General features: G+C 61.7%; 10 protein-coding genes. 5 read left to right on the top strand and 5 right to left on the bottom strand.

Features of this window, described 5'->3' with window-relative positions:
• Window positions 1-2: 2 nt before the first annotated feature.
• Complete coding sequence (locus M5G17_RS07815; RefSeq protein WP_273892393.1) at window positions 3-554, top strand: glutathione peroxidase; 552 nt, start codon at window positions 3-5, stop codon at window positions 552-554.
• Window positions 555-624: 70 nt separating this feature from the next.
• Here the strand turns inward: M5G17_RS07815 and M5G17_RS07810 are convergent, their stop codons facing one another.
• From M5G17_RS07810 to M5G17_RS07800, 3 genes are all read right to left on the bottom strand, one after another.
• The gene (locus M5G17_RS07810) at window positions 625-1905 is read right to left on the bottom strand and encodes an OmpP1/FadL family transporter (RefSeq protein WP_273892392.1); all 1281 of its coding nucleotides are present in this window, start codon (window positions 1903-1905) and stop codon (window positions 625-627) included.
• Between the two features lie 146 nt (window positions 1906-2051).
• Window positions 2052-2534: a hypothetical protein gene (locus tag M5G17_RS07805; protein WP_273892391.1), complete on the bottom strand. Its 483-nt coding sequence runs from the start codon at window positions 2532-2534 to the stop codon at window positions 2052-2054.
• Window positions 2535-2790: 256 nt separating this feature from the next.
• The gene (locus tag M5G17_RS07800; RefSeq protein WP_010224272.1) at window positions 2791-3015 is read right to left on the bottom strand and encodes a hypothetical protein; all 225 of its coding nucleotides are present in this window, start codon (window positions 3013-3015) and stop codon (window positions 2791-2793) included.
• Between the two features lie 786 nt (window positions 3016-3801).
• Here M5G17_RS07800 and M5G17_RS07795 point away from each other — a divergent pair.
• From M5G17_RS07795 to M5G17_RS07785, 3 genes are all read left to right on the top strand, one after another.
• Window positions 3802-3948, top strand: a complete 147-nt coding sequence (locus tag M5G17_RS07795; RefSeq protein WP_273892390.1) for a hypothetical protein — start codon at window positions 3802-3804, stop codon at window positions 3946-3948.
• A gap of 37 nt (window positions 3949-3985) precedes the next feature.
• Window positions 3986-4414 (top strand): tetratricopeptide repeat protein, encoded by a 429-nt coding sequence (locus M5G17_RS07790; RefSeq protein ID WP_273892389.1) that lies wholly within the window; start codon window positions 3986-3988, stop codon window positions 4412-4414.
• Between the two features lie 182 nt (window positions 4415-4596).
• Complete coding sequence (locus M5G17_RS07785) at window positions 4597-5985, top strand: DNA recombination protein RmuC (protein ID WP_273892469.1); 1389 nt, start codon at window positions 4597-4599, stop codon at window positions 5983-5985.
• Here the strand turns inward: M5G17_RS07785 and M5G17_RS07780 are convergent.
• Window positions 5957-9433, bottom strand: coding sequence for a PAS domain-containing hybrid sensor histidine kinase/response regulator (locus M5G17_RS07780; protein ID WP_273892388.1), 3477 nt, complete (start codon window positions 9431-9433; stop codon window positions 5957-5959). The two genes, M5G17_RS07785 and M5G17_RS07780, sit on opposite strands and share 29 nt — an antisense overlap.
• A 272-nt stretch (window positions 9434-9705) precedes the next feature.
• Window positions 9706-10890: an MFS transporter gene (locus M5G17_RS07775; RefSeq protein WP_273892387.1), complete on the bottom strand. Its 1185-nt coding sequence runs from the start codon at window positions 10888-10890 to the stop codon at window positions 9706-9708.
• A gap of 163 nt (window positions 10891-11053) precedes the next feature.
• On the opposite strand from M5G17_RS07775, the gene M5G17_RS07770 reads away from it, so the two are divergent.
• Window positions 11054-12199: a TDT family transporter gene (locus M5G17_RS07770; protein ID WP_273892386.1), complete on the top strand. Its 1146-nt coding sequence runs from the start codon at window positions 11054-11056 to the stop codon at window positions 12197-12199.
• Window positions 12200-12234 lie beyond the last annotated feature (35 nt).

Genomic DNA, 12234 nt, shown 5'->3' with positions numbered 1-12234 from the left:
AGATGCGCACACGCTGGATGTTGGTTCCGCTATTGACCCTGGCCGCCGCTGCCAATGCCCTGGCCGCCGATTGCCCGGCTGTGCTCAAGGGCACGCTGCCGGAACTGCGTGGCAAGGAGCAGATTGATCTCTGCGAACGCTTTGCCGGCAAGCCACTGGTGGTGGTCAACACTGCCAGTTATTGCGGCTTTGCTCCGCAGTTCGAAGGGCTCGAGAGTGTCTACAAGGAGTACCACGAGCAGGGCCTGGAAATGCTCGGGGTGCCCTCCAATGACTTCAAGCAGGAAGACGCCGATGTCGAGAAAACAGCCAAGGTCTGTTACGCCAACTACGGCGTGACTTTTACCATGACCAAAGCTCAGCCGGTGCGCGGCGCTGACGCTACGCCGCTGTTCAAGGAGCTGGCCAGCCAGAGCAGCGCGCCGAAGTGGAATTTCTACAAGTACGTGGTCGATCGCCAAGGCAAGGTGGTGGCTAGTTTCACCAGCCTGACCAAGCCGGATGATCCGGCGTTCACGGCGGCGATCGAGAAGGCCATCGCTTCCCAGCCCTGAGCGCAGCGCCGCTCAGCGGGCATGAAAAAACCGCCAGGATCGGCGGTTTTTTTGTGCAGCATGCAATCACTCAGAAGCGGTAGGTGAGCGATGCACCCAGGCCGTGAGCGCTGTTTTCGTACTTGGCGTTGTAGGAGCCTTTGAAGTGCGCTGGATCGGTTGGGGAGGTGTTCTGGCTAACCTTGACGTCTTCTTCCATCAGGTAGGAATAAGCAAGGTCGACAGTCATGTCGTCGTTCGGGCTCCAGCCGGCACCGAGGCTGAACACCTTGCGGTCGCCGGTCGGGATGCGTGGCGAGCGGTTGGCGTTGTTGGTAGGGGCCTGGTCGACGCTGAAGCCGGCGCGCAGGGTCCATTCCTTGTTCAGCTTGTAGGCTGCACCAATGGCGTGGGCCCAGGTATCGTGCCAGTTCTGTTCTTCGCTGATCTGGCCCAGGGCAGGTGCCAGAGCGGCAGGAACACCTTCGTTGTTGACGGTGATGGCTTCCAGGCGGCTCCAGCGCGTCCAGGTGCTACCGACATACAGTGTCCAGTTGGCATCCAGTTCGTGGGTGACGGAGAAGTCGACCGATTCCGGTGTTTTGATCTTCAGCGTGGCGTCAAACTTGCTGCCGTTAAATGGGCCGAAGCCGGAACCGCTGATCTTGGTGTCACCTTCAAGCTTGTAGTCGACCATCGAGTGATAGGTCAGGCCTACACGGGTGCTGTCCGTTGCCTGGACCAGCACACCGATGTTGTAGCCGATGGCGGTGTCATCACCGGAAATCTTGACCTTGCCGTCATTTCTGCCCGGGGAGGCGCGGTTCAGCGCAGCCGACTCCAGGGTGCCATCGATACGGTTGATGGTCGGGCCGAAACCGATCGAGACCTTGTCGTTGAAGGCATAGCTGATGGTCGGTTGCAGGGTGACGACCTGGACTTCGCTCTTGTTGCCGAAGTAGCGGCCGGCAAAGCCGTTCTCATAGTCGGTTACCAGGCCGAACGGCACATACATGCCGAAGCCGAACGCCCAGTGGTCGTCGATAGGTTTGACGTAGAAACCCATCGGTACGCCGACGACTGGAACCATGTCGCCGTCGTTGCTGCCGCCGAAAGTGCCGCTGCCGCTGATATCGGACTTGGCGATGATGGCAGCGCCGCCGGCAGTGACTTGTTCGCGTTTGAGGCGGGACATGCCGGCAGGGTTGCCGAACACGGTGCTGGCATCATCGGCAGAAGAAGAACGACCTGCGAAACCTGTGCCCATGCCACTGACGCTTTGTTCGTTGAGGGCGAAGCCGCTGGCGAACAGTTGAGTCGAGGCGAGAGTGACGGCGAGGCCGAGAGAGGTTTTGAGCATTACTTTTTTCATTATTAGAACTCCTTGAGATCTCCGGGGCGAAAATTACCAATATTTCGCCCGCAGCGCTATAGGCTGTATCGCAGGAGATAGAGCGGTTTTGTAGGACAATCCGACCAAAATGACCGAGATTTTCCAATTATGGAATGCAGTGACTGTCAGCAGGCCTGAAGAGTCACAGGAGCGATGCAGGTTTGCCAGGCGCAGGTGAAATCGCGCAGGCGTCCCTGGGGTTGGAAGGTTTGTCGCCAGATGCGTGCCAGGCCCAACAAATCGTCGGCGGCGGGGAGTTTGGGTGCTTGTTCTTCGATGAGCATCCAGGCAATGGCGGTGGCGTAGCGCAGGTTGACCGTCAGCTCCAGGTGCGGGCCGCTGAGGAATGCATGTTGGCTGGCCAGGCCGCGCACCAGGCTGGCAAGGTCCGGGTCGCGGGCCAGGAACTGGTCCCAGAGGCTTTGGTGGCGTAGTTCGCCGATACGGTACAGGCCATGGCCGCGACGGTCGTGCAGGGCTGAGCCCAGTGCTGACTGGCTGGCGGCGACACCGAGCAGCAGGGCTTCGGCGCTTGGGCAATGACGACCCAGGTAGATCAGGGTCGGACGAATGACAAACTGGCTCAACTCGCTCGCGGCGATACCCATGATGCCCTCGAACTGTAATTGGCCGGCGGACGCTGGAGCTTGGCAGCTGGTGAGTCGGTCAGGCCCGCCGGAAGCGACCTGTGTCGCTTGAGTTGAAGTGTAGTGTCATATTCACCCTGTAAAGGTCTGTTTTTAAAACATTTACGGCTTTTAGTTATAGCTCATATGCCGTGTAGCAATTACGCAAGCCCGCTTCTGCGGACATAAAAAAGCCCCGCCAGAGGGCGGGGCTTGAGCGTTTGCAGTGTCGTGCGGGTCAGGCCACCAGGGCCTGACGGGTGCGCTCGATGACGGCCTGCAGCGGCTCGGCTTCGGAGTATTGCTCCGGGTACAGGCGCTCGCTGTGACGGGCAATGCCGTGCTCGTTGACCAGGGTGAAGCTGAAGCCGCCTTTGCGCGACGCCAGGATCAAGCAGTTCAGAGGGGCAAATGCCTGGGAAAGGGTGCGAATGGCAGCCTGAGTATGGATAGAGTGATTCATAGTTATTAGATGTTCCTGCAATAGACACGGTTTGGATCCGTGCACATATAAAACGTTCCAGTAACGCGGGCATTTAAGCCGGTGCGCAGAACCTGACTGGAACAGGGCAGCCAGTTTTGGGCGCATTTATCTTGTGGCGCTGGGGCTGACTGGTAGGTACGTCAGAGGACAGGCAACACGCCAGGGTCGGGTTCAATGCCGCTGGGTGAAGATCCTGATCAATCTGCAGGTTGGTTCGGTCAGAGTAAGAAGTGATTTACCTGGGGAACCATCGAGTGGGCCGGTCCTGTTTTCAACAGGCCTCTCCAAAGTGAGGAGCAGGACACTGTAAGGACTGCTTTGGCCAGAATTGACTTTCAGCTTGGTACTAACGGCGGCAAGACTACAGCGTTTTTCTGGTCTTGGCAAGCCTGACGGATTTTTGTCTGGCGAGCCGATCAGTATGTCGCGTTCCAGGGTCTCTGTGAAGGGGTTTTTCATTGGCCTGGTTGCGTCGCGAGGCGGGGAACGTGCCAATTTCGTGCAGGGAAGTGCCTCGTTCGAGGGCAGTTGTGCACACTTGGAGCAGCCGCTGTTACAGCGCTGCAACAACCCACGAGCGGCTTGCCAATGACTTGGCTGTTGCCTTAAGTCAATGAAAAAAAACACTTATTTTAGCTGGTGAAAAAATCGACAGTTTGACTGGAGCCCCCATTCCATAGGGGTTTGCGGGGTGGTTTAGGGGGTTGTCCACCGAGTTATCCACAGCTTCTGTGGATTGTCCCAGGCGCTTGCTCTAGGACGGGCGTGCCAGCTTTTGATGCCCTGTCCGACAATCCATCGACAGACTTCTGGCGGGGAGAAAAAACCTGTATTGACGTCAAGAATAAAGCGCTGAAATATTTTGAAAAAAGTGCCGAAAAGCACCGGGCCATTGTTGGAAAAATGGAGTAGAGTGGCGCGCCTCTCGAGTTGCCTTCGCTGTTTTTTTATGAAGTTTCGCTCCAAAACCCTCCTTGCCTCTGCTGCCCAGACACCTCTGCCCGAGCCCAAGCGCTTCTCCTTGAAGGTTGCCTTGTGGTTGCTCGACAGCCCGCGCCTGGGTGACAACCCCAACGTCAAGCACTTTGCCGGGCGCCTGCTCAAGCAGCCGGCACGCCAGGGCGTTGTGGTGGCCCAGAGCCGATTGGGGCAGATGCTCTGCCGTGACTGCGGCAACGCCCGTGACCGCCGTATCGGCCATGAACTGCTGCGCCAGGCGGCGCGTGCCGGTGATCGTCGGGCTCAGCTCGAATACGGTCGCCTGTGCGCCCAGGGGCAACTGAACGAGCCCGCCCAGGGCCGTTACTGGCTGGAACAGGCCGCGGCCCAGGGCTCGCAGGAAGCCGTGCATCTGCTCAAGCTACTGCCTCACGCCTGAATACGGATACAGGCCCAAGGCTGATAAGCTGAGCCGTTGATTGTTGGTCAAGGGGGATCGCAGTGGCGATGGCAGTGGATCTGACCAGCATTGTGCTGGGTGTCGTGGTGGCCGTGGTGCCGTGCCTGGGGCTGGTGTTTCAGGTGCAGCGGCGCCTGAGTGCACGCCAGGCTGAAGCCGCCTTGCTCGAAGAGCGTTTGAGCAGTGTGCAACTGGCTCAGGAAGGCCTGCTCGCCCAACTGGATGCCAGTCGGGATGAAATCAGCGATCTGAGCCAGGCCAACACCACCAAGCAGGCCACCCTGGCTGCCCAGGCCCGCGAGCTGGAGTTGTTGCAGATCGATCGCGACGAAACCCGCGACGCCGCTCACGCCTGGCAGCTCGAACGCGCCGCCCGTGAAGCCGAGTTACGCCGCCTGGATGCCCAGTGTGCGGGCCTGAGCGCCGAACTGCGAGAACAGCAGGACAGTCACCAGCAGCGCCTCGACGATCTGCAGGGCTCGCGTGATGAACTGCGCGCGCAATTCGCCGAGATGGCGACGAAAATCTTCGATGAGCGTGAACAGCGATTTGCCCAGACCAGCCAGCAGCACCTGGGGCAATTGCTCGATCCGCTCAAGGAGCGCATCCAGGCCTTCGAAAAGCGCGTAGAAGACAGCTATCAGCAAGAAGCTCGCGAACGCTTCTCGCTGGCCAAGGAGCTGGAGCGCCTGCAGCAGCTTAATTTGCGCCTGAGCGATGAAGCCACCAACCTGACCCAGGCGCTCAAGGGCCAGAAGACCCAGGGCAACTGGGGCGAGCTGATTCTGGAGCGGGTGCTGGAGCACGCCGGGCTGGAGAAGGGGCGCGAGTACCAGACTCAGGTCAGCCTCAAGAGCGCCGATGGCGAGCGTTTCCAGCCTGACGTGCTGATTATGTTGCCGGGCGACAAGCAGGTAGTGGTCGACTCCAAGGTCAGTCTCACCGCCTACCAGCAATACATTGCCGCTGACGACAGCGAGATCGCCCAGGCCGCGCTCAAGCAACATGTGCTGTCGCTGCGCAATCATGTCAAAGGCCTGTCCGGCAAGGACTACAACCGCCTCGAAGGCCTGCACAGCCTGGATTTCGTCCTGCTCTTCGTACCCATTGAAGCGGCGTTTTCAGCGGCCCTGCAGGCCGAACCGAACCTGTTTCAGGAAGCCTTTGACCGCCAGATCGTCATCGTCAGCCCGACCACGCTGTTGGCCACCCTGCGGGTGATCGACAGTTTGTGGAAGCAGGAGCGCCAGAGCCAGAATGCCCGGGAAATCGCCGAGCGCGCCGGTTGGCTGTATGACAAGTTCGTGCTGTTCATCCAGGACCTGGACGAGTTGGGCAACCGCCTGCAGCAGGTCGACAAAGCCTACAGCGCCGCGCGTAACAAGCTCTGCGAAGGCCGTGGCAACCTGATCAGTCGTAGCGAGCAGCTCAAGCTGCTGGGCGCCCGGGCCAGCAAGAGCCTGCCTGCCGACCTGCTCGAACGGGCCATGAGCGAAGGCGACCCGCTGGCCGCCAGCGCCCTTACTGGACCAGGCTCAGATGCCGATTGAGCAGGGCGCGCAAGGCCGCCGGCTTGACCGGCTTGGCCAGGTAGTCGAGGCCGGCGGCATGCACCTGGGCAACCATCTCAGTGCGTCCGTCGGCGCTGATCACCACCCCGGGTACCGGCTCGCCGAGGCGGGTGCGTAGCCAGGCCATCAGTTCGGTACCGACCTCGCCATCGTCAAGGTGGTAGTCGACCAGTGCCAGGTGCGGGCGCAGGCCGTTTGCCAGCAAGGATTCGCATTCTGCGCGGTTGCGCGCGGTGGACACCTGGCATCCCCAGCGGCTGAGCAGGCTGTTCATGCCGATGAGGATGCTGTCTTCGTTATCGACACACAGCACCTGCAGGCCCGCCAGCGGCTGCCCGGCCTGTTCGGCGGGGCTCACTACCGCAGCGGCTGGTGCCGTAGCCAGCGGCACGCTGACACGGAACACGCTGCCCTTGCCTGGCCACGACTGCACCTCAAGCGGATGCCCAAGTACCTTGCACAGGCCGTCAGCGATCGCCAGGCCCAGGCCCAGGCCTTTTTCCGCGCGGGTCTGGTGGCTGTCCAGGCGTTTGAACTCCTCGAAAATCACCTGCAGCTTGTCATCGGCGATGCCGCTGCCGCGGTCCCACACTTCCAGCCACAGCCGCTCTTGCTGACGGCGTACGCCAAGCAGGATCGGGCTCTTGCCATAGCGGAAGGCGTTGGTGAGGAAGTTCTGCAAAATCCGCCGCAGCAGTTTCATGTCGCTCTGCACCCGCAGGCGGCTGCCGCGCAGGCGGAAATCCAGGCCTTGCTGCTGGGCCAGGACCTTGAATTCGGCCCCCAGGGCGTCGAACAGCTCATTGAGGACGAAGGGCTTGGTGTCTGGGGTGATCTTGCCGTTTTCCAGGCGCGAGATATCCAGCAGGTCACTGATCAGTTCTTCGGCCGAACGCAGCGAACTGTCCATGTGCTGGACCAGTTGCTGGGCATCGGCCGTCAGGCCTTCGCCTTGATGCGAGAGCGCCGCCGAGAACAAGCGCGCGGCGTTTAGCGGCTGCATCAGGTCGTGGCTGACGGCGGCGAGGAAACGAGTCTTGGACTGGTTGGCAGCTTCGGCGTGGCTCTTGGCTTCGGTGAGCGCCTGGTTCAATTGCGACAATTCATGGGTGCGCTCGGCGACACGTTGCTCCAGGCTCTCGTTGGCGCCCTTGAGGGCCTGTTCGGCTTCGCGGAACGGGGTGATGTCGGTAAAGCTCATGACGAAGCCGCCGCCGGGCATCGGGTTGCCAATCAGCTCAATCACCCGGCCGTTGGGGAACAAGCGCTCGGACGTATGCGCCCGGCCCTGGCGCATCCAGTGCAGGCGCCTGGCGACATGCACCTGGGCCTCGCCCGGGCCGCACAGGCCGCGCTCGGCGTTGTAACGGATGATGTCGGCAATCGGCCGGCCGACGCTGATCAACCCGTCGGGGTAATTGAACAGTTCCAGGTAGCGGCGGTTCCAGGCCACCAGGCGCAGCGACTGGTCGACCACGCTGATACCCTGGCTGATGTTCTCGATCGCCCCTTGCAGCAGGGCGCGGTTGAACTGCAGGACCTCCGAGGCTTCGTCGGCGATGCGCACCACGTCCTCGAGTTGCATGTCGCGGCCTTCAATGGCCGCCTTGACCACCGCACGGGTCGATGAGGCGCCGAGTACGCCGGCGAGCAGGCGCTCGGTGTGCTCGATCCAGTCGCCATCGGCGTTCTGGTTGGGGTTGAAGCCTTTGCCCTGGCGGTAGGCAAAACGGATGAAGCTCTGCCGCGCGCGTTCCTCGCCAACAAAACGTGCGGCCAGGTGCAGCAGGTCGTCGATCTGCACCGCCAACAGCGAACGGCTGTTCGGCCGTGCGCTGGTCTGCTGGCCGATGAAGCGCCCGGCCTGCCAGTGTTCGGACACCCGGGTGCGCGAGAGAATCGACACCCAGGCAAACAGGGTGAAGTTACCCGCCAGCGACAGCACCACACCTTGGGTCAACGGGGTGATCGGCAAGTTCAGCGGGTTGCCGTGCAGCCAGGCCAGGCCTGGGAACAGCTCCAGCGGCCAGCCCAGGCTGTGGGCGGCAATCGGCAGCACCAGGGTGTAGAACCACAGGAACACCCCGGCAGCCAGGCCTGCGAACACCCCACGTCGGTTGGCCTGCTTCCAGTACAGCGCACCGAGCATGGCCGGGGTCAGTTGGGTCACGGCGGCAAAGGCGACCTGGCCGATGGTCGCAAGGCTGGCGGTGGAACCGAGCAAGCGGTAGCTCACATAAGCCAGCAAAAGGATGACGACGATGGTGACCCGGCGCACCGAGAGCATCCAGTGGCGGAAGACCTCGAACGGCCGCTCGGCATTGTTACGCCGTAGCAGCCAGGGCAGCAGCATGTCGTTGGAAACCATGGTCGACAGCGCCACGGCCTCGACGATGACCATGCCGGTGGCCGCCGAGGCACCGCCGATGAACGCAAGCAGCGCCAACGCCGGATGGGCTTCGGCCAGTGGCAGGCTGATGACGAAGGAGTCGGGCAGCACCGAGTCAGGCAACAGCATCTGCCCGGCCAGGGCGATCGGCACCACGAACAGCGCGGCGAGGATCAGGTATATCGGGAACACCCAGCGCGCCAGGCGCAGGTCCTGGGGTTCGATGTTCTCCACCACGGTGACGTGGAATTGTCGTGGCAGGCAGATGATCGCCATCATCGCCACCCCGGTCTGCACGATCATCGACGGCCAGTTGATGGTCTCGCTCCAGAAGCCTTCCAGGCGCGGCGCCAGTTGCGCCTTGCTGAACAGGTCTTCAAAACCGTTGAACAGGCCGAAGGTGACGAAGGCGCCGACGGCGAGAAACGCCAGCAGCTTGACCAGCGACTCGAAGGCAATGGCCAGGACCATGCCGCGGTGGTGCTCGGTGACGTCCAGGCTGCGGGTACCAAAGACGATCGAGAACAGTGCCAGCACCAGCGAGACCACTAGCGCGGTGTCTTGTACGCGGCTGCCGGTGGCGTCGGCGCCAGCGCCGATCAGCAGGTTGACGCCGAGCACGATGCCTTTGAGCTGCAGGGCAATATAGGGCAGCACGCCGATCAGGCAGATCAGCGCCACCACCACCGCCAGGCTCTGGGACTTGCCGTAGCGGGCGGCGATGAAGTCGGCGATCGAGGTGATGTTTTCCTGTTTGCTGATCAGCACCATCTTCTGCAGCACCCAGGGCGCGAACAGCAGCAACAGCACCGGGCCCAGGTAGATCGGCAGAAACGCCCAGAGTTGTTCGGCGGCCTGGCCGACGGCGCCGAAGAAGGTCCAGCTGGTGCAGTACACCGCCAGCGACAGGCTGTACACCCAGGCACGCAGGCGCGGCGGCAACGGCGTGCTGCGGCGATCGCCGTAGAAGGCGATGGCGAACATGATGGCCATATAGGCCAGGGCGACCACGGCGATCAGCCCACTGGACAGCGACATGACAACTCCGAAACAAAAGGTGATTCAGCCTGACAGCGAACCTCGATCAATCAGTCTGGCACGCCGCCGAGGCTTCGTCAGCGCCGACGAAGGTCGCAGTGGCAGAGCGTCGCAGGCTTTACTCCATCCCAAGGCCTGCGCCTCACCGCCATCGCCAGTTTTTTTGGCCTCGACACGCACTCTCGCCTGGTGCCAGGCGAGAGAGCTTTTTAAAAGCTGGCGAGATCCGTGTGTGAGCGGCGATGCGGCGCCCCGACTTGCCCCGCGATGCTTTACTGTGGCGTTCGCCGAGCCCCCAGGTAGTAAAACAGTGCCGCCAGCAGCACCGACAGAATCAACAGGTAAAAAGTTACCACTGGCATCAGGTGCGCCAGGGCAAAGCCGCAGATCACCGGGCCCAGCGCCGCGCCGAGGTTGGACAGGTTCTGTGCGCCGTAATACACGCCGCGCAGATGTTCCGGGGCAATGCTGTCGATGAACATATACTCGGCCGGGATGACGATGATCTCGCCCAGGGTGAACACCACCATCGCCAGGCACCAGACCAGCAGCGTTTGCGCCAGCGAGAAACCCAGCAGGCCGACCAGGAACAACGCCATCCCGGCCATCAGCCAGGGCATCAACTGACGGCTGCTGATACGCCGGCCAATCACATACTGCAGGGCAATCACCGTCACCGCGTTAGTGGCCACCAGGTAGCTGATGTAGCGCGCCGCCTCGCTGGCGCTGCTGGTGACCACCAGGTATTGCGACAGGTAGGCGGTGAACTGGCCGAACACCACGGCGCTGAGGGCGCCGCCGAGGGTGAAGCAGATCAGCCGGCGATCCTTTACCAGTTGTACGCCGACGCTAAGAAAACCGGCCTGCTCGTTGCCTTCGACCCGTGCCGCTGCCGAGCGCTCGCCCCAGCGCCGGTAGCTCAGGCACATGGCCAGGCCCAGCAGCGCCGAGAGCAAGAACGGCAGGTGATCGTCCATCAGCACCAGCGCCACGCCGACGAAGGGGCCGACCGCGTAGGCGACGTTGCTCAGGGTGTATTTGATCGAGAACACTTCGCTGCGCTCATCCAGCGGTAGCAGTGCGCAGAAGCCGGCCTTGGCGGCGATATCCACCACCGCCAGCGCCAGGTTGATCAGCACCAGGCAGATGAAGAACAGGCTCAGCTCGCGGCTGGCCACGGCGCCGAAAAAGGCCAGGGTGAACGTCAGGGTCGCGGCGATGATCACCGTGTAGCTGCGCAGGGTATCGATCAGGTAGCCGCCGTACAGGCTCAGCAATGACGCGACGATCAGCGCACCGCCGATCATCAGGCCGATACCGCTGACGTCCAGGGCGAAGTTCTGCGCAAGGTAGACCACCAGGTAGGGCAGGGTGATCGCACGGGCCAAGGTGAGGATGAAGGTAGTGACCAGCAGCAGGCGAACCTGAGCCGAGTAGCCTTTGAAAGCGGTGAGCATTGTTGACCACGTCCTTGTTGTTATCGGTGCCGAGCATACGCCTTGAGCGATGGAATCGGTATATCTGCAAAACCGATAACAGATAGAGAAATTACCCGTTATATAGATATATTTTCAAGGCATAAGATGAAACCAACCTCACCGGAGGACAGGAGAATTCATCATGCCTTGCAGCCAAACCCGCACCTCGCCATTACGCCCGCTGAGCCAGCTGGCGCACCCGCGTGAAGTGATCCGTCAGTTCACCCCCAACTGGTTCGCCGCCACCATGGGCACCGGGGTACTCGCCCTGGCCCTGGCGCAGGTCAATGTGCCGAGCCTGCACAGCCTGGCCGAATCGCTGTGGTTGCTGACCATCGGCTTGTTCGTGCTGTTTACCTTGCTGTACACCGCGCGTTGGGTGCTGTTCTTTGATGAAGCGCGGCGGATCTTTGCCCATTCCACCGTGTCGATGTTCTTCGGCACCATTCCCATGGGCCTTGCGACCATCCTCAATGGCTGCCTGGTGTTCGGCATCAATCGCTGGGGCGAGGGCATCTTGCCCTGGGTCGAGGCGCTGTGGTGGTTCGACGTTGGTCTGGCGCTGTTGTGCGGCGTAGCCATTCCCTACCTGATGTTCACCCGCCAGGAACACAGCATCGATCAGATGACAGCTGTATGGTTGCTGCCGGTGGTGGCTGCGGAAGTTGCCGCCGCCAGTGGCGGCCTGTTGGCGCCGCACCTGGTGGATGCGCACGCGCAGTTTCAGGTGCTGATCACCAGCTATGTATTGTGGGCGGTGTCGTTGCCGGTGGCGTTCAGCATCCTCACCATTCTCATGCTGCGCATGGCCCTGCACAAATTGCCCCAAGCCAACATGGCCGCGTCGAGCTGGCTGGCCCTGGGGCCGATCGGTACCGGTGCCCTGGGTATGCTCCTGCTCGGCGGCGAAGCCCCGGCGATCTTCGCGGCCAATGGCCTCGGCAACCTGGGCGAGATTGCCCGTGGCCTGGGCCTGATCGCCGGCATTGTACTGTGGGGGGCCGGCTTGTGGTGGTTGCTCACTGCCGTGCTGATCACCCTGCGCTACATCCGCCACGGCATGCCGTTCAACCTCGGCTGGTGGGGCTTCACCTTCCCGTTGGGGGTGTACACCCTGGCCACCCTGAAACTGGCGGCCTGGCTGGGTTTGGGTTTCTTCCATGACATGGGCATGGTGCTGGTGGTGGCGTTGGCGGCGCTGTGGCTGCTGGTGACCGCCCTGACCCTGCGCGGTGCCTGGCATGGCGAGCTGTTCGTGTCGCCCTGCATTGCCGGCCTGAACAAGTAGATTGCATTTACCTGAGTGTTTGTGGCTTTGTGCGG

The organism is Pseudomonas rubra (assembly GCF_028656935.1).
GTDB classification, from domain to species: domain Bacteria; phylum Pseudomonadota; class Gammaproteobacteria; order Pseudomonadales; family Pseudomonadaceae; genus Aquipseudomonas; species Aquipseudomonas rubra.
Note: the sequence above shows the minus strand (reverse complement) of the source record. Positions and strands in the feature narration are given on the sequence as shown.

Bases quoted from the DNA above. Each gene is read 5' to 3' on its own strand.
- M5G17_RS07815 (WP_273892393.1), top strand. From the start codon at position 3: ATGCGCACACGCTGGATGTTGGTTCCGCTATTGACCCTGGCCGCCGCT.
- M5G17_RS07810 (WP_273892392.1), bottom strand. From the start codon at position 1,905: ATGAAAAAAGTAATGCTCAAAACCTCTCTCGGCCTCGCCGTCACTCTC.
- M5G17_RS07805 (WP_273892391.1), bottom strand. From the start codon at position 2,534: ATGGGTATCGCCGCGAGCGAGTTGAGCCAGTTTGTCATTCGTCCGACC.
- M5G17_RS07800 (WP_010224272.1), bottom strand. From the start codon at position 3,015: ATGAATCACTCTATCCATACTCAGGCTGCCATTCGCACCCTTTCCCAG.
- M5G17_RS07790 (WP_273892389.1), top strand. From the start codon at position 3,986: ATGAAGTTTCGCTCCAAAACCCTCCTTGCCTCTGCTGCCCAGACACCT.
- M5G17_RS07780 (WP_273892388.1), bottom strand. From the start codon at position 9,433: ATGTCGCTGTCCAGTGGGCTGATCGCCGTGGTCGCCCTGGCCTATATG.
- M5G17_RS07775 (WP_273892387.1), bottom strand. From the start codon at position 10,890: ATGCTCACCGCTTTCAAAGGCTACTCGGCTCAGGTTCGCCTGCTGCTG.
- M5G17_RS07770 (WP_273892386.1), top strand. From the start codon at position 11,054: ATGCCTTGCAGCCAAACCCGCACCTCGCCATTACGCCCGCTGAGCCAG.